The 17,376-nt window shown below is 57.6% G+C and carries 16 protein-coding genes and 1 pseudogene; 11 read left to right on the top strand and 6 right to left on the bottom strand.

Annotated elements, in window-relative coordinates; all coding sequences use genetic code 11:
• Positions 1-122: 122 nt before the first annotated feature.
• Positions 123-1,325, top strand: a complete 1,203-nt coding sequence (gene trpB, locus INF37_RS14545) for a tryptophan synthase subunit beta (RefSeq protein ID WP_101692650.1) — start codon at positions 123-125, stop codon at positions 1,323-1,325.
• Between the two features lie 71 nt (positions 1,326-1,396).
• Here the strand turns inward: trpB and INF37_RS14550 are convergent, their stop codons facing one another.
• From INF37_RS14550 to INF37_RS14570, 5 genes are all read right to left on the bottom strand, one after another.
• Positions 1,397-2,944 carry a recombinase family protein gene (locus INF37_RS14550; RefSeq protein ID WP_193539127.1) on the bottom strand — a complete coding sequence of 516 codons (1,548 nt, stop codon included), beginning with the start codon at positions 2,942-2,944 and terminating at the stop codon, positions 1,397-1,399.
• Positions 2,945-3,247: 303 nt separating this feature from the next.
• Complete coding sequence (locus INF37_RS14555) at positions 3,248-4,438, bottom strand: molybdopterin molybdotransferase MoeA (protein WP_193539129.1); 1,191 nt, start codon at positions 4,436-4,438, stop codon at positions 3,248-3,250.
• 2 nt (positions 4,439-4,440) lie between these two features.
• A complete protein-coding gene (locus INF37_RS14560) occupies positions 4,441-5,364 on the bottom strand; it encodes a class I SAM-dependent methyltransferase (RefSeq protein ID WP_235964366.1) in 924 nt (307 codons plus the stop codon).
• Between the two features lie 17 nt (positions 5,365-5,381).
• Complete coding sequence (locus tag INF37_RS14565) at positions 5,382-6,179, bottom strand: ABC transporter ATP-binding protein (RefSeq protein ID WP_193539131.1); 798 nt, start codon at positions 6,177-6,179, stop codon at positions 5,382-5,384.
• 1 nt (position 6,180) lies between these two features.
• Positions 6,181-7,218, bottom strand: coding sequence for a FecCD family ABC transporter permease (locus tag INF37_RS14570; protein ID WP_193539133.1), 1,038 nt, complete (start codon positions 7,216-7,218; stop codon positions 6,181-6,183).
• A 207-nt stretch (positions 7,219-7,425) separates the two neighbouring features.
• On the opposite strand from INF37_RS14570, the gene INF37_RS14575 reads away from it, so the two are divergent.
• Both INF37_RS14575 and INF37_RS14580 read left to right on the top strand, forming a co-directional pair.
• Positions 7,426-8,541: an ABC transporter substrate-binding protein gene (locus INF37_RS14575; protein WP_235964367.1), complete on the top strand. Its 1,116-nt coding sequence runs from the start codon at positions 7,426-7,428 to the stop codon at positions 8,539-8,541.
• A gap of 141 nt (positions 8,542-8,682) precedes the next feature.
• Complete coding sequence (locus INF37_RS14580) at positions 8,683-9,585, top strand: NTP transferase domain-containing protein (RefSeq protein ID WP_186962973.1); 903 nt, start codon at positions 8,683-8,685, stop codon at positions 9,583-9,585.
• 73 nt (positions 9,586-9,658) lie between these two features.
• Here INF37_RS14580 and INF37_RS14585 read toward each other — a convergent pair whose 3' ends face one another.
• Entirely contained in the window at positions 9,659-10,126 is a 468-nt protein-coding gene (locus INF37_RS14585) for an HAD family hydrolase (RefSeq protein ID WP_193539137.1), read from the bottom strand.
• A gap of 265 nt (positions 10,127-10,391) precedes the next feature.
• On the opposite strand from INF37_RS14585, the gene INF37_RS14590 reads away from it, so the two are divergent.
• The 8 genes and pseudogenes from INF37_RS14590 to INF37_RS14625 all read left to right on the top strand — a co-directional run bounded on the left by INF37_RS14590 (position 10,392) and on the right by INF37_RS14625 (position 17,373).
• Complete coding sequence (locus INF37_RS14590) at positions 10,392-11,507, top strand: MBL fold metallo-hydrolase (RefSeq protein WP_193539139.1); 1,116 nt, start codon at positions 10,392-10,394, stop codon at positions 11,505-11,507.
• Between the two features lie 178 nt (positions 11,508-11,685).
• Positions 11,686-12,018: pseudogene (locus INF37_RS14595) on the top strand (polysaccharide deacetylase family protein); the annotation flags it as partial.
• A 263-nt stretch (positions 12,019-12,281) separates the two neighbouring features.
• Complete coding sequence (gene rfbA / locus INF37_RS14600) at positions 12,282-13,160, top strand: glucose-1-phosphate thymidylyltransferase RfbA (RefSeq protein WP_101692188.1); 879 nt, start codon at positions 12,282-12,284, stop codon at positions 13,158-13,160.
• Positions 13,161-13,175: 15 nt separating this feature from the next.
• The gene (gene rfbC, locus INF37_RS14605; protein WP_101692187.1) at positions 13,176-13,721 is read left to right on the top strand and encodes a dTDP-4-dehydrorhamnose 3,5-epimerase; all 546 of its coding nucleotides are present in this window, start codon (positions 13,176-13,178) and stop codon (positions 13,719-13,721) included.
• A gap of 12 nt (positions 13,722-13,733) precedes the next feature.
• Entirely contained in the window at positions 13,734-14,753 is a 1,020-nt protein-coding gene (rfbB, locus tag INF37_RS14610; RefSeq protein ID WP_193539141.1) for a dTDP-glucose 4,6-dehydratase, read from the top strand.
• A 40-nt stretch (positions 14,754-14,793) separates the two neighbouring features.
• Positions 14,794-15,711, top strand: a complete 918-nt coding sequence (locus INF37_RS14615; RefSeq protein ID WP_193539143.1) for a glycosyltransferase — start codon at positions 14,794-14,796, stop codon at positions 15,709-15,711.
• A 7-nt stretch (positions 15,712-15,718) separates the two neighbouring features.
• Entirely contained in the window at positions 15,719-16,567 is an 849-nt protein-coding gene (gene rfbD / locus INF37_RS14620) for a dTDP-4-dehydrorhamnose reductase (RefSeq protein WP_101692184.1), read from the top strand.
• On the top strand, positions 16,564-17,373 hold the full coding sequence (locus INF37_RS14625) for an ABC transporter permease (protein ID WP_180956786.1): 810 nt from the start codon (positions 16,564-16,566) through the stop codon (positions 17,371-17,373). Before rfbD ends, INF37_RS14625 begins: the two co-directional genes overlap by 4 nt.
• The last annotated feature ends 3 nt before the right edge of the window (positions 17,374-17,376 follow it).

A 17,376-nucleotide genomic window follows, 5' to 3' on the forward strand; every position in this document is an offset into this window, starting at 1 on the left:
TCGTCCTTGGCAGAAGAGTTGGTTCTGTCAGGGACGTTTTTGTTTTTTCGGAAAACATCCGGGACAACATGCCGGAACGATATGGAATACGTCAGGAGGAGAAAAACATGAAATTCAATCAGGTGGAATTTGATACTTATTTCAAGCAGTACCCGGATGAAAAAGGGTTTTATGGGAAATATGGCGGCTCCTATATTCCTGCCGAGCTCCAGGCGGCCATGGATGAGATCACCCAGGCCTACTTCACCATCTGCAAGTCCAGTAAGTTTGTCAGTGAGCTGCGGCGCATCCGCCGGGAGTTTCAGGGCAGACCCACGCCGGTCTCCTACCTGGAGCGGCTCTCGGGCACGCTGGGCAATGTGCAGCTGTATGTCAAGCGGGAGGACCTGAACCACACGGGAGCCCACAAGCTCAACCACTGCATGGGCGAGGCGCTGCTGGCCAAGTATATGGGCAAGAAAAAGGTCATCGCCGAGACCGGTGCCGGACAGCACGGAGTGGCCCTGGCCACGGCCGCGGCCTACTTCGGGCTGGAGTGCGACATCTATATGGGCGCGGTGGACATCCAGAAGCAGGCTCCCAATGTGGCGCGCATGAAGATCCTGGGCGCCAATGTGATCGAGGTCACCCACGGGCTTCAGACCCTGAAGGAAGCGGTGGACGCCGCCTTTGACGCCTACTGCCGGGAGTACCGGGACGCCATCTACTGCATCGGCTCCGTGGTGGGCCCCCACCCCTTCCCCATGATGGTGCGGGATTTCCAGGCTGTGGTGGGCATTGAGGCCAGAGAGCAGTTCCTGGAGATGACGGGCGAGCTGCCCGACGCGGTGGTGGCCTGCGTGGGCGGCGGCTCCAACGCCATGGGCATGTTTGCCGGCTTCCTCAACGACCCGGTGGACATCTACGGGGTAGAGCCGCTGGGCCGTGGCTCCGCCCTGGGCGATCACGCGGCCAGCCTCTCCTACGGCAGCGAGGGCATCATGCATGGGTTCAACAGCCTCATGCTCAAGGACGCCAACGGGGAGCCTGCGCCGGTCTACTCGGTGGCCAGCGGACTGGACTATCCCTCCTCCGGACCAGAGCACGCCTTCCTCCACGATCTGGGACGGGTCAAGTACGACGTGGTCAACGATGAGGAGACCATCGACGCCTTCTTCACCCTCTCCCGGCTGGAAGGTATCATCCCCGCCATTGAGAGTGCCCACGCGGTGGCCTATGGCATGAAGCTGGCCAAGACCATGGGGAAGGGCTCGGTCCTCATCAACCTGTCCGGCCGCGGAGACAAGGACATGGACTATATCATTGAAAAGTACGGAATCCGATAAAAGAATGGAACAGGGGCGCGCCAATACCGATTGGCGCGCCCCCATTTTTGTCGGAAGGACAGGATGAAAGCTTACCCGGATAACAGCCCTGCATCGTCGGCAAAGGTGTATGTAATCTCAAGCTGATGATCTGGAAAGACCCGGATTTCCCGGATGGTCTCGGCCACGGTGACCCGGTCCAGCTCGGTGAGTTTCCCCTGCCGGAGCAGGGCGTCCACCCAGGGCCGGCGGAGGGGATCGTCCTTCTGCTCCCGGGCGAGCTGGGCGAGCTGGCGGGTCAGGGCCTGGATCTGTGCCTCATAGTCCGCCTGATAGGCCAGATAGTCCACCCGGCTGAGCAGGCCGTCCCGGTAATCCTCATAGGCGGATTTTTTCAGCCGGCGCAGACGCTGGAGAGCGGATTCCAGCCGCTCTCCCTCCGGAGGACCGCCGGAGGAGTGGGGCAGACCGGCAACCGACCGCTGGGCGAGGATGTTGAGGTCCCCCGCAGAGGAAAGCAGGCGGTTGAGATCCTCCAGAACGATCTGCTCCAGCACGGCGTGAGAGATGCTGTGCCTGGTGCAGACAGTGGGTCCATAGCGCTTATAGGAGCCACAGCTGTAAGAGAGCCCGCCGGGGCGCCGGGTCTTTACCATGGCCCTTCCACAGACGCCGCAGCGGAGAAAACCGGCAAAGGGGCTTTGGTTTTGCTCAAAGCTCAGCTGCCGGGTGCGCTTTTGAAGCAGGCTCTGGACCCGCTCCCACTGCTCCCGGGAGATGATGGGGTCATGGGTGCCGGGGACCACGATCCACTCCGCCCGCTGCCGCTGGCGGGCCTTCCCGTGCATGCCGGGGCGCTCGCTGCGGCCCTGCTCCATGTTGCCCAGGTACATCTGGTTTTGCAGGATGCGGTGGACGGTGGCATAGGTCCAGTAGGTGGTCTGATCCATCCTGCGCCCGTTGTGGTAGCGCTCGCCGGAGAGGCGCTTATACTCGCTGGGGCTGGGGATGTGCTCGGCGTTGAGGGTCTTGGCGATCTTGAGCTGTCCGAGCCCCGCCTCGCAGAGATCAAAGATCCGCTGGACCACACAGGCGGCGGGGGGATCGATCTCCAGATGGTTGTGGTTCCTGGGGTCTTTCCGGTAGCCATAGCTGGGAAAGGCCCCGATAAACTCCCCCCGCCGCTGCTTGGAGCGGATGGTGGAGCGGACCTTGTCCGAGATGTCCTTGGCATACTGGGTGTTGAAGAGGTTTTTGATGGGCAGGAGCATGTCGTAGCGCCCCTGTTCGCTGTCCACCCCGTCGTTGACGGCGATGAAGCGCACCCCACGGGCGGGGAATTCCTTTTCCAGATAGCGGCCCACCTCGATGTAGTCCCGCCCGAACCGGGAGAGGTCCTTGACCAGGATGCAGTCGATGATTCCGGCGGCCATGTCCTCCTCCATGCGGCGGAAAGAGGGACGGTCAAAATTAGTGCCGGTGTAGCCGTCATCCTGGTAGAAATCGATCAGGCGGAGCTCGGGATGCTCCGCCAGGTACTGTTCTAGGAGGCGGCGCTGGTGGGCGATGCTGTCGCTTTCGCTCTTGTCGCCATCCTCCCGGGAGAGGCGCAGATACCCGGCCGTATTCCATGTGCGCACGGCCGTCCCTCCTTTCGCAGGTGGATATGGGGCTATTTCATATGGGCCCGGAGCAGGGCCTGGACCACGGCCTCCGGGGAGCGGTCTCCCGCAAATCGGCGGGAGATGTGCCAAGACTCCGGGAGGCGTGGCGGGGCTGTCTGGGTGGACATATGGCTTCCTCCTTTTCCGTAAATCTCTCTGGTAGCCTATGCGGGAAAAGGGCGGAATAGTATGAGTAAAAGACGGCCTCGGGTTTTGACCCGGGGCCGTCTCCGTGTGTCGCAAACCATTGGTATGCGTCTTAAAATGCAAACGGTTCGCTTAGAAATCTTCCAGGCCGCGCAGCAGCGTGACCTCCAGCGTCTCGCCGGGCTGGTAAGAGCCCCGGCCCAGCTCGGTGATAAAGATGGCGCCCGCCCCCAGGGCATCGGCCACACTGCCGCCCCGCCAGGGCTTCTGCTTGGTCTGGTAGCCGGAGGGGGTGTGCCAGAGCTCCATCATACAGAGGATCTCCATATCGCTGGGGGCCTGGATGGGCTCGGTGAGAGTGGCCGGGACCGTCTGCCGCCGGGGAAGAGGTGTGTGGAGCAGCCGGTGTACGATGGCGCGGATACACCAGTCCATGCCGTAGAGTACCGCCAAGGGAGGCCCGGGCAGATTGATCACCGGTTTATTTCCAATGAGAGCCACGCACATGGGTTTTCCAGGCGCGGCGGCCACCCAGTGGAACAGCGCCGAGCCACGCTCCTCCAGCAGGCGGGCGTTGAAATCCTCTTCCCCTTTGGAAGAGCCGCCGTTGAGGAGTACCACGTCGGCTTCCTCCAGCGCCCGGTCCAGAGCAGCCGCCACATTCTCTGGACGGTCCGGTACGATGGGGTAACACAGCGGTTCGGCCCCCATTTCCCGGAGGAGGTTGTAGGCCAGGATGCTGTTGCTGTCAATGTTGCACCCGCGCTTCACGGCGGCCCCCAGGGGGATCAGTTCGCTGCCGGTGGGGAGAAAGGCGACCTTTGGCTTTGCAAAGACTTCCACCTGGTCTATGCCGCCCATGGCCAGGCTGGCCAGGTCAAAGGGGCGCAGCTGCCGGTGTTTTGGGACCAGAAGCTGCCCTTCCCGTATGGTGCTGCCGCAGGGCCGGACCCGGTCTCCGGGTTGGACCGAGGAGATGTCATGGAGCCGGAGCCCTCCTTCGGGCGGGAATTCCACCTGCTCAATGGGGATGACCGCGTCAAAGCGGTCGTCAAAGTCGTCGCCGGTGTCGGCGCGGCAGAAGTCCTCCCCGACCTTCCAGTGGGACATGTCCGGGATCCCCGCGCAGAAGCGGGAGGAAGCGACGGCCACGCCGTCCATGGCGGCTGCCCGGACCACCGGGATGGATACCTGGGCATACAGGTCCTGAACGGGGACCCGGCCCAGGGCCTGGATCGTGGGGATGGTCTCGCTCCGGGCGATGGGGGCCCAGTGCTGGAACAAGGTCTCCAGAACGTGGGCGCGGGTGGGCAGTGGGGACATGGTCATACCTCCTTCTCAGTGTGTATTTTTTCCGGCGCGGAAGAGACGCGCACATCCCACAGGATGCGGCCGTAGCAGGCCTCAATGGACTCGGTGAGCAGGCCGTCGGCGTCGGTATTGCGCTCCATCCAATCTAGGATGCGGGCCTGATGCTCCGGCGTGCGGGCCTCCCGGGGCAGTGTGTGCTCCATCAGAAGGGAGGCATAGCGCTCGCTGGGCGGGAGGCGCCGCTCCTGAAGGCGGGAATCATAGCTGGTCTCAGGCAGATAGCCCATCAGCAGCAAGGCGTTGAAGAGGGAGTAAAACCAGCGGATCCCCCAGGTAGGGGCCTCCGGAGGCAGGTGAAAGACCTCCTCCCGGAGCCGTCGGCACAGAGAATTGCGGCGGTAGATGTGGGTGATGTTGCAGCAGTAGGCCCGGCTCATGGACACCACCTTCTGGAGGCCCAGCTTCCCGTGGATCGCGGGGGTGAGGGAGCTGAACACCAGATCAAAGGCCTTCTCCAGCCCCTCCTCTTGGACATCCAGGGTCTGGAAGTCGGCCACCCGGAGGGTCAGGTTTTCCACGCCCTGCTTCCGGGCGTATTCGCTGCCATAGTGGACCATCCGGGGAGAGAGATCAAAACCGGTCACCCAGCGGACCCGGGAGGCGAAGGCGGCGGCAAAGCGGGCCGGACCGCAGCCGATATCGGCAATCTCATATTCCGGGCGGAGCAGGCCGCGCTCTTCCAGATAGGCCATGGTGCTCCGGACGCGGGCGTCCCCCTTCTGGGCCTTGGGACCCTCCTGCTCCCAGGCGTCTGCCCGCTGATCCCACTTCTGGGCGGAGTGGTCGGGCCGGTCCACGGGCTGGGATTCCTGCATGGAGAGAAAATAGTCCAGATCCCCCCGCAGATCGGGATAGGGTGTGGAGAGAAGCGGTGTCATAACAGTACCTCCTCAAATCAAAAGGATGCGGCCGGCCGTTGGACCGGCAGGCAAATCGTTCTCCGGGCGCCGTAGCGGTCATGGACCGTGGCGACGTCGATCTCAATGTGATAGACCGCCTGGAGATGCTCCGGCGTGATGACCTGTTCCGGGCTTCCGAAGGCGGAGCGCTCCCCGTTCTGCATCAGCAGCACTTTGCTGCCGATGGAGGCCGGACACTCGGGGCTGTGGGTGGACATGACGATGCAGTATCCCTTCTGGGCCAGATCGGCTACCACCTCCATGAGGAGCTGGTGGTTGGCGTAGTCCAGATTGGCGGCTGGCTCATCCAGAACAAAGATCTTGGCCGACTGGCAGATGGCGCGGGCCAGCAGGACGAGCTGGCGCTGTCCTCCGCTGAGCGCGGTGTATTTTCGGTTGGCAAGGTGGGCGGCGTTGAGCTTTTCCAGAGCTGCAAAGGCGGCCGCGCGGTCGGCCTCCTTGGGGGCACAGAAGGTGGAAAAATGGGCTGAGCGCCCCATTAGGACCACATCCAACACGGTATAGGAGAAAACGGGGGTGTGGTACTGGGGAATGTAGGCAATACGGCTTGCCAGCTCCCCGGGGGAAAAGGAGCGCACATCCTGTCCATCCAGCCGGATGCTCCCTCCGGTGATGGGCAGAAGGCCCAGAAGCAGGCGGAAGAGGGTGGTCTTGCCGCACCCATTGGGTCCCAGCAGGCAGAGCACCTCCCCCGCGTCGGCGGAGCAGCTCACCCCTTTGACCACGTCTTTTCCGCCATATCCGCCGCGGACCTGGTCCACTTCCAGCAGCATATCAATCGCGCTCCTTCCGCTTGATGATGAGATAGACAAAGAACGGTGCGCCCATAATGCTGGTCACCACGCCCAGCGGCAGCTCCATGGAGAGGATCGAGCGGGCCAGATCATCCATCAGCAGCAGATAGAGGGCGCCCAGCATGGCGCTTGCGGGAATGAGACGGCTGTAATCCACCCCCACCAATGCCCGGGCCATGTGGGGGATCATAAGGCCAACCCAGCCGATCATGCCGCCCAGACACACGGCGGCGGCGCTGAGGAGAGTGGAGGCCAGAATCAGGATCAGGCGGAGCCGGCGCACGTTGATGCCCAGCGTGATGGCCTCCTCTTCCTCCAGGGTCAGCAGATTGATCCGCCAGCGCAGCAGCAGGACGATGGCGAGACCCACCGCCATGGGGACCGCGCTCCAGGAGAAGGAGTTCATGCTGGTCTTGGTCAGACTTCCCATGAGCCAGAAGGTGATCTGCTGAAGCACGTCGTTGGGATCGGAGACATACTTGATCATGGTGACGCCGGCATTGCACAGGGCCATGACCATGGAGCCGGTGAGCACCAGGCTGAGGATCTGGGAATGGGCCGATTTCCGGCTGATGAGATAGGAGAATGCCACCGCGGCAATGCCGCCGGTGAACGCCGAGAGCTGAATGAGCCAGTTGGGGGAGCCGCACAGAATGGCAAAAGCGGCCCCAAGGCTGGCCCCGGAGGAGACCCCCAGAATATCCGGCGAGACCAGGGGATTGCGGAACATCCCCTGATAGGTGGCCCCCGCCACCGAGAGGGAGGCCCCGATGAAGAGGGCCGAGAGGATGCGGGGGAGGCGGATGCTCCAGAAGATGGTCACGGCCTGGGGCTTGATCTCCCCGGCGGCCCCAAAGCGGGAGAGGAAGGCCTGAAACACTTCCTGAGGGGTCAGGGGATAGTAGCCGATGGCAAAGGAGAAGAGCCCGGCCGCCGCCAGGGCCAGAAACATCCCGACCAGTACGAGGCGGTAGCGCCTGCGGATCACCGCCTCCTCCTGCTGATATTCCAACTGCATATCCAGGCCTCCTTCGCTTTTCTGCAACGGAATGGTGCTTGACATCCGGACAGGATTGTGATAGTGTCTAAAACATCAAGTCGATGTGTTTTTAAAAAACTATCGACGAGAAGTAGTATGACACATTTCCCGCGCTGTGTCAATTCCGACTTGGGCCCGGGTCGGATTTGGGATAGAAACCAAAGCAAGAAAGAGGAGGTCACATCGTTGAAACGTAACTTACGGCGTACATCGGGATTGGCGGCGCTGCTGCTGGCACTGGCGCTGCTGGCCGGATGTACACAGAGCAGCTCCGTTCCCACGGCTTCCCCGGCGGCAGATCCTTCCGCGCAGCAGACCGAGCAGACCGGACAGCGGGAGATCACCGATATGGCGGGGCGCACCATGACGGTACCGGAAGAGATCCAGTCGGCCTTTTCCACCGGACCGGTCTCGGCCATCTATCTGTACACATTGGTCCCCGACAAACTGCTGGGCTGGAACTATGAGCTCAATGACATTGAGAAGAGCATCATCCTTCCCGAGTATCACGACCTACCCAATTTCGGCATGGGAGATTCGGTCAACTACGAGGCCGTGATCGCGGCCGGTCCCACCATTGCCTTCCATGTCTCCGCCATCAATGAGGGGACAAAGGACGAGGCCGATCAGCTCTCCCAGCAGCTGGGTATTCCGGTGGTGATGGTCAGCTCCGAGCTGGAGGACGCGGCAGAGGTCTACCGCTTCATGGGAGAGCTCTTTGGCGTGGAGGAGCAGGCGGAGATCCTGGCGGAGTATGCTGAGGCCGTCTTTGCGGATATAGCCGCCATCGATGTCTCTGAGGAGGAGAAGGTCCGCGTCTACTATGGAAATGGGGAAAATTCTCTGGAGACCGCTCCGGCCGGTTCCTCCCACGGCGCCATCCTGGACGCGGTGAAAGCGGTCAATGTGGCCGATCTGGAGCTGGGAGACGGCTCCAGAGTCCAGATCTCTCTGGAACAGCTGCTGGCCTGGGACCCCGACGTGATCGTGGTCAATGGTGAGCCCAAGTCCAACATGAGCGGCGGCGCGGCGGCCCAGTCCATTTTGAGCAATCCGGATTTTGCCACCCTTAAAGCCGTACAGGAGGGGAAGGTTTACGGCACGCCCAACGCGCCGTTCAGCTGGGTGGACCGTCCGCCGGGACCCAACCGTCTGGTGGGAATCCGCTGGCTGGCCGGGCTGCTCTATCCCGACCGGGTGCCCTATGACGTGGACGAGGAGGTCAAGGAGTTCTTCCAGCTCTTCTACCATGTGGACCTGAGCGAGGAGCAGCTGGCACAGCTCTACGCCGGTACGATATAAAAAAACAGTATCCAGAACCGATGCCCGGAGAACGCGCTCTCCGGGCATCTCTGCCTTTGGTTGTCTTTTGCAGTATCTGTGGTATAATTTTGGTACATTCTGAGAAGATGAGTCCAGAGCATGGAGAAGGTGGGAGCGCACATGACAGCTGCTTTGATCATTGCCGCGGGCCAGACCGGCGGCGCACGGCGGTTTGAACCGGAAAAAGAGGTAGGGACCCTGAGCGCCCTCAAGCGGAGCGTGCTGACCTTTCAGATGGCCGGGGTGGAGCGCATTGCCGTGGTCTGCGACGGCGAGGAGGACCGGGCCGAAAAGCTGATCCCCCATATGAACGTGGTCTTTCTCCACAGCTCCCACACCGGAGAGATGCTGGAGAGCATCAAAACCGGCCTTTCCTACTTGCAGGACAAGTGCTCTGCGGTGCTCATATCCCACACCGATGTGCCGCTTTTTTCGGTGGAGACGGTGAAGAGACTGCTGGAAGCAGAGGGAGAGATCTGCGTGCCGGTCTGCGGCGGCCGGGGCGGCCATCCCATCCGTCTGAGTGCAGGGCAGATCCCGGGGGTACTGGGGTATGACGGGCCGGACGGACTGGCCGGCGCCATCCGTGCGGCGGGCGTAGAGAAGACGCGGTTGGAGGTGGACGATGAGGGCATCCTGGCCAATGTCCGGGATGGACGAAAGTATGAGCATCTGATCTCCGGCTATGAGAAGCAGGGACTGCGCCCCGGCTTTCGCTTTCAGCTGTTGGGGGACCGCCCCTTCTATGGCCCAGGCGCCCATCAGCTCCTGCACCTGACCGAGGAGACGGGCTCGCTGATGGATGCCTGCCGTCTCATGGGGATCTCGTACAGCAAGGGACGGAAGATCATCTCCAACCTGGAGCGGCATATGGACTGCCCGGTGCTGGAGCGCACCCGGGGTGGAAAATCGGGGGGAGCGTCCACTGTGACAGAGGCCGGCAAAGCGCTGATGGAAACCTACGGCGCCTTTTGTCAGGAGGCGGAGGAGTATCTCACCCAGCTCTTTTCCAAATATTTTTAAAGATGAAAACGACGCTTTCCCGGCCGGTCAGGCCGCGGGAAAGCGTCGTTTTTTTGCGGTGTGGAACGGGTGGCTAGGTGCGCAGAGTGGCCCGGATGCGCTGGGGTTTGAGCAGAAGGTCCAGCGCGTCTGTAATGGAGGTCACGACAATGTCCGCATGGCTGAGGAGAGCGGCGCAGCAGCCCTCCTGCCCCATGACACAGATGGAGAGTGCGGCCTGATCGGCCATCCGGATATCGTTATAGCCGTTGCCGATGCAGACCACGCCCCCGGACAGAGAGCGGGCCTCGGAGGCCTTGATCTCGGCTACATGGTCGGTGGGAAAGACCTTGACGGCGACCGGAAGCCCGGCGCACTCCCGCTGGGCGGTCCCATGGGTATCGGCGGTGATGACTGAGATATCCAGACTGCGGCTGAGAGCCTCCAGTCTGGGTTTTACCGCGGGAATCATCTGACCATCCAGGGCGATGGTCCCGTTGTAGTCCAGAAGCAAATGGGTGAGATGGAGGGGTTCCCGACCGGGGATCGCAATGGTGAGCATATCGGTCTTCTCCTTTGGATGATCTATGGTGAATGAGGAAGAAGGGGGAGGAAACAGGGCGTCCCGCTCTGCTCTCAGGATAGCAGAGCGGGCGCCCGGCGGCAAGCGAAATATGAGGGAAAATGGCGGATGAAGGGGACTTTGAAACCGTCTATATTTGGCGGCGAGAATAGAGAGGAAAACAATTTGAACTCCTCATTCACCAAAGCTATACTGGAAGGCGGAGAAAGGCCGGGTGTGTCGGCCTGGGAAAGGAGAAAATTTTATGAAGCACAAGAGACAGGCAGCTGCGGTACTGGCGTGTACGCTGGCGCTGGGACTGGGGGCAACGGCAGGAGCCCGGTCCATGTATCCCATTTTCATCAATGGGGAGGAGACGGAGCTGGCGGGCAATACCGTCAACGGCGTCACCACCATTGGCCTGCGTGCACTGGCAGAAGGGTTGGGATTTCAGGTGGAATTTGACCAGGAGAGCTCCACGATCCGCATCACCCGGGAGGATGAGGTAAAGATCACCACCCTGGCGGAGAACAACAACGGCAGCAATGAGGCGCTGGAGAAGGAGTTCGGATTTTCCGCCATCATAGAGACCAGCAACGATAAGATCATCTTTGATACCGCCAAGGCGGGCCAGTTCCTGAAAAATGCCCAGGCCATGAAGATCGACCTGGCTGACTGCAATAAGATGGTCCTCAGCCACACCCACTATGACCACTGCGGCGGTGTGATTCCCTATTTTGATACCTACGGCGCCGAGGGGAAGACTCTCTTTGTGAAGAAGGGCTTCTTCGATAAGGCCGACGGCAAATACTATTACGATTCGGTGGGACAGAAGTTTGACTTTACGGATGGCACCAAGGGTTACTTCCCTGTGGGCATCAACTTTGACGAGCAGGACTTGCTGGACCGGGGCGTTGCCATTGAGTACCTGGATACCAGCAGTGTCAAGATCGCCGACGGCGTAACGGTCTACGGCTCGTTCGACAAGGACCCGTCCTTCCAGCTGGCTCCCAACATGCTGGAGAAGGGGGAGGACGGCACCTACGAGGTGGACGATTTTGACGAAGAGGTCGCAGTCGCGGTGGAGACCAGCAAGGGTCTTGTGATCCTCTCCGGCTGCTCGCACAGCGGAATCCTGAACATCGTCAATACCATCCAGGAGCGCTCGGGCGAAAAGGTGTACGCAGTGATCGGCGGCTTCCACCTGCTGGACGCGGACGAGGCGACCATCCAGGAGACCATCGACCGCTTCAAGGAGCTGGGCGTACAGCAGATCGGCCTGTCTCACTGCACCGGACCCAAGGCGACCGCCATGTTCCAGGAGCAGATGCCGGAGCAGACCTTCCTCAATACGACGGGAAGCGTCTATACGGTGGAATAATTAGCATATTCAAAGAGAAGAGAGACCGCCCATCGGGCGGTCTCTTTTTGTCTGCTGCTAAAGTACACGTTTGCGATTTGGGGAGCAAGAGCCTCACAGAGGTTTGCCGTCTGTGAATGGATGAGGGGAAAATACGGGCTGCCGCAAGTTTCCATCACCCTGGGGGAACGAGGACACCCAGCAGCTGATCGATATTCTGGAGCAGTATCAGGTCAAGGCGACGTTCTTTGTCGTGGGGGACTGGGTGGACCGCTATCCGGAATCGGTCAAGGCGCTCCATGACGCCGGACATGAGGTGATGAATCACTCCAATTCACACGCACATATGAATCAGCTCTCCCGGGAGGAGATCGTGGCGGATGTGGAGGCCTGCAATGATAAGATCGAAGCGGTGACGGGAGTCCGGCCCACCCTGATCCGGCCACCCTACGGAGAGTATAACAATACCGTGATTTCGACCATCCGCTCCATCGGTATGGAGCCCATCCAGTGGGATGTGGATGTGTCCTAAACAGGTTCAAGGAGTTGGGGGAGAACGGAGGAAGACCTTTTACCGGCAAAGAGCAACGATGGAACGGCAAGGGGATTTTTATTGCGCCTGAGATAGGCCTATGGTATAATCAATAGTTATAAAAGTGTGCGAAAGATTAAGCATAGATAATGCTATTTGCGTATCTAGTGGGGCAAAATTGTTCTTAGAGAAGAAAGAAGGCTTTCATCTCATATAAGGATGTATGGATCTCCTATCATATTGCTAATGGAGGCAACGTCAGAATGAAAGGTATTGTATTGGCCGGTGGCAGCGGAACGCGTTTGTATCCGCTTACGATGGTAACTTCCAAGCAGCTGCTCCCCATTTATGATAAACCCATGGTCTATTATCCACTCTCTACCCTGATGCTGGCGGGGATTCGGGACATCCTCATCATTTCTACCCCACACGATCTCCCCAACTTTGAGCGGCTGCTGGGAGACGGCAGCAAGTTTGGCATTCATCTTTCCTATAAAGTTCAGCCCTCGCCGGACGGATTGGCGCAGGCGTTTATTTTGGGGGAAGAGTTCATCGGCGGGGACCGATGTGCCATGATCTTGGGGGACAATGTGTTCTATGGCGCGGGCCTGACGGCCCATCTCAAACGTGCCGCAAGTCAGGAAACCGGGGCCACCGTATTTGGCTACTATGTGGAGGATCCCCAGCGATTCGGTGTGGTGGAATTTGACGCTTCCGGCAAGGCGGTGTCGCTGGAAGAAAAGCCAAAGAATCCCAAATCCAACTATGCGGTAACCGGACTTTACTTCTACGACCAGAAAGTTTGCCAGCGTGCCAAGGAGCTTCAGCCCTCCGCGCGCGGGGAGTTGGAGATTACCGACCTGAATCGAATCTATCTGGAAGAAGAGACCCTGAATGTCATTACGTTGGGCCGGGGTTATGCCTGGCTGGATACGGGGACAGTGGACTCCCTGGCAGAGGCCACGGAATTTGTCCGGGTCATTGAGACGAGGACGGATACCAAGATTGCAGCGCTGGAGGAGATTGCTTACCGAAATGGCTGGATCGACCGGGAGACGCTACTTGCTTCTGCTGAAAACTATGGGAAGTCTCCATATGGGGCACACCTGCGTGCGGTGGCCGACAATAAAATCCTCTATTAAGGAGCGTATATCGGAATGGAATTTATCAAGACAAAGCTGGATGGCGTCCTGATTGTGGAGCCGAAGGTGTTTGGAGACCATCGTGGTTTTTTTATGGAGAGCTGGTCCAAGCGTGAGTTTGAAAAGGCAGGCCTTTTTTACGACTTTGTGCAGGATAATCACTCTTCCTCCACGGTAAAGGGGACGCTGCGAGGGATCCATTTCCAAAAAGGGGACAAGGCCCAGGCCAAGCTGGTGCGCTGCGCCCGGGGCGCCGTGCTGGATGTGGCGGTGGACTTGCGTCCGGCCAGTCCCACCTATAAGCAGTGGGTGGCGGTGGAGCTGTCCGAGGAGAACAAGCGCCAGCTGCTGATTCCCCGTGGCTTTGGCCATGGCTTTGTGACCTTGACGGATCATGTGGAGTTTCTCTACAAAGCGGATAATAATTATGCGCCGGAAGCCGACGGCGGTATCCGCTGGAACGATCCGGAGCTTGCCATTGACTGGGGGGTAGAAAATCCGATCCTGTCTCAGAAGGACCAGAATGCTCCCTGGCTGAAAGACGCCGAGACCGGATTTTAAGGAGGAGCCGTTATGAAAATGCTCATTACCGGCGGCGCCGGCTTTATTGGCAGCAATTTTATTTTTTATATGCGCAAGGCTCACCCGGACTATGACCTGGTATGCATTGATAAACTCACCTATGCCGGAAACCTGGAGACATTGGCCTCTGTGATGGATGATCCCAAATTTCACTTTATTCGGGCAGATATTGCCGACCGCAGTGAAATGGATCGGATTTTTGCGGAGGAAAAGCCGGATGTGGTGGTGAATTTTGCGGCCGAGAGTCATGTGGACCGGTCCATTGAAAACCCGGCGGTGTTCCTGGAGACCAACGTTATGGGCACGCAGGTGCTGCTGGATGTCAGCCGGAAGTACGGTGTGGCCCGCTATCATCAGGTCTCTACCGACGAGGTATACGGCGATCTGCCGCTGGATCGGCCGGACCTGTTTTTTACGGAGGAGACACCGCTGCATACCTCTTCTCCCTACTCTGCGTCCAAGGCATCGGCAGACCTCCTGTGCAATGCATATCATCGCACGTATGGCATGCCCATTACCATCTCCCGCTGCTCCAATAACTATGGCCCCTATCAGTTCCCGGAGAAGCTTATCCCGCTGATGATTGCAAATACCCTGGCGGACAAGCCTCTGCCGGTATACGGAGAGGGGCTGAACGTGCGGGATTGGCTGTATGTGGAAGACCACTGTGCGGCCATTGACCTCATTTTGGAAAAAGGCCGGGTGGGGCAGGTCTACAACATTGGCGGCCACAATGAGATGCGCAATATCGATATTGTAAAAATCATTCTGAAAGCGCTGGACAAGCCTGAGTCTCTGATTACCTATGTGACCGACCGCAAGGGTCACGATATGCGCTATGCCATTGACCCGACGAAGATCCATCGGGAGCTGGGGTGGCTGCCGGCCACCAAGTTTGCCGACGGAATCCAAAAGACCATTCGGTGGTATCTGGACAACCGGTCTTGGTGGGAAAACATCATCAATGGAGAGTATCAGAACTACTATGAGCGGATGTACGCAAACCGATAAACCGCGTATTGCCATTTTGATGGCCGTTTATGAGCCGCGAATGGACTGGCTGCGGGAGCAGTTATGTTCCCTGAATGCACAGACCTATCCGAATCTGATGCTGTACGTTCGGGACGACTGCTCTCCGACGGTGCCGTATGAAGAAATACAGTCCTGTTTGCAGGAGTGTATTTCGGCGTTTCCATACGTGGTTCAGCGCAATGAGAAGAACTTGGGTTCCAACCGGACATTTGAGCGGTTAACGCAGGAGGCAGAGGGAGACTACTTTGCCTATTGCGATCAGGACGATGTGTGGTTGCCGGAAAAGCTGGAGATATTAGAAAGAGCGATGAGCGAAAGCGGAGCGCTGCTGTCCTGCTCAGATATGTATATCATTGATGGAAAAGGAGCGCAGATAGCCGACAGCATTACCAAGGTTCGAAAGCATCATGTATTTCATTCGGGTAAGGAATTGGCGGCAGGGCTGCTGACGCATAATTTTGTAACGGGATGTACCATGTTGCTCCAGGCAAAATTGGGGAAACGTGCAGTACCTTTTTGTCCCTATATGGTACATGACCATTATTTAGCACTCTGGTGCGCAGAGCAAGGTGCGATTATTTCCGTAGAAAAGCCGCTGATCCGCTACCGGATTCACGGTGGGAACCAAACCGGATTGCTGGCTGGCGTTTACGATAAAGCCAGTTACGGAAGAGTTCGGATTGATGCCGCATATTGCCGCATGGCTTGGCTAAAGGAGAATTTTCCTTGTTGTGCCAAGATGAAAAAGGAAATTGAGGCGCGGCTGTGCTGGCTGGAGGCGCGGCAGAGAAACTGGAATCATCGCGGTGGAGCGATGCTGGTTTGGAGATACCGTAAATTCAGTCAGCTGCCCTCTCTGTTTGAAATCGTTGCGTGCCATATGCCGGAATGGCTGTTTTGCAAATTTGTAGAGCTTGGAAAGCGAAATTTAGTGTGAGGGAAAAATGAAAGTATTGGTAACTGGTGCCAGTGGCCAGCTTGGCTATGATGTGTGCAGGGAACTGACCGCTCGTGGGGTTGAAAATTGCGGGGTGTCCTCGAAAGAAATGGACATTACAGACCCACAAGCGGTCTTGGATTTTGTTATGGCGTATAAACCGGACATGGTGATCCATTGTGCGGCCTATACAAAAGTGGATCAGGCGGAAGAGGAAGCGGAAAAGGCTTTCGCGGTCAATGGGAATGGTACGCGCAATATCGCACAAGCGTGTCAGAAACTACATGCAAAAATGCTCTATATTTCCACCGACTATGTGTTTCCTGGAACGGGAGAACAGTTCTATGAGGTCGACGATCCCAAAGGCCCGCTGAATGTTTATGGAAAGTCAAAGCTGGAGGGCGAACTGGCGGTACAGGAACTTCTGGAGCAATATTTCATTGTGCGCATTTCGTGGGTTTTCGGAGAGCATGGGAACAATTTTGTAAAGACAATGCTGAGACTGGCGGAGCAACATCAGACCATCCGTGTCGTCGATGACCAGGTTGGATCGCCAACCTATACCAGGCATGCAGCACAAGCGATATGTGATATAATCAACAGTAAAAACTATGGGATCTATCATTTGACCAATTCTGGAATTTGTTCGTGGGCGGAATTTGCCCGGGAGATTTTCCATATCGCCAACCGGAGTGTATCTGTTATTCCGATTGCAAGTGACGCGTATCCAACAAAAGCAGTTCGGCCGCATAATTCACGACTCAGCAAGAGTGCGAGCGATGCACTGGGATGGACGCCGCTTCCAGATTGGCGAACTGCATTATACGAATATCTGGGGGAAATAGACGCACTATGATTCTATTGCAATATTTTCGGGAATTTTGTTCAGATGTATTTGAACGACGCAGGATGATCTGGGATATTGCTGTAAATGATTTTAAGGCCAGATTTTCGAACTCTGTGTTTGGTGCGTTTTGGGCATTTGTGCAACCGCTTGTTTCCATATTGGTATACTGGTTTGTATTTGAGGTTGGATTCAAGAATCCGCCTGTGGACAATGTTCCCTTTATCTTGTGGTTTACACCGGCATATATAAGTTGGATCTATTTTTCCGAAACTGTCATATATTCAAGCGCCTGCTTGGCGGAATACTCCTATCTGGTGAAGAAGATGAATTTCCGAACAAGCGTATTGCCGGTTGTGAAAGTCCTGTCTGGATTGTTTTTGCACCTGTTTTTCCTGGTGTTTTTATTTTTGATGAACATTTTGTATGGAAATCCGGTGCGGCTCATCTGGCTCCAGAGCTTGTACTATATGTTTGCGATGTGCGTACTCACGCTGGGACTGGGTTTTTTGACATCGAGCATTACCCTGTTCTTTCGGGATATGACACAAATCGTGCAGGTCGTACTGCAGGTTGGTTTTTGGCTTACCCCCATTTTCTACAGTGAAGATAACATTCCTCGCGCCCTGATGATGATTTTAAAATTGAATCCAATGTTTTATATTACCAGAGGATATCGGGACTCCTTTATCTATGGCGTGCCATTTTATCAGAGAATAGGGACAAGTCTTTACTTCTGGATTGTGACAGGGATAATTTTCTTGGCGGGAGCCCTGATGTTCCGCAAGATGAGACCTCATTTTGCGGATGTAATATAGGAG

This window comes from Pseudoflavonifractor gallinarum (assembly GCF_014982855.1).
GTDB lineage: Bacteria > Bacillota > Clostridia > Oscillospirales > Oscillospiraceae > Pseudoflavonifractor_A > Pseudoflavonifractor_A gallinarum.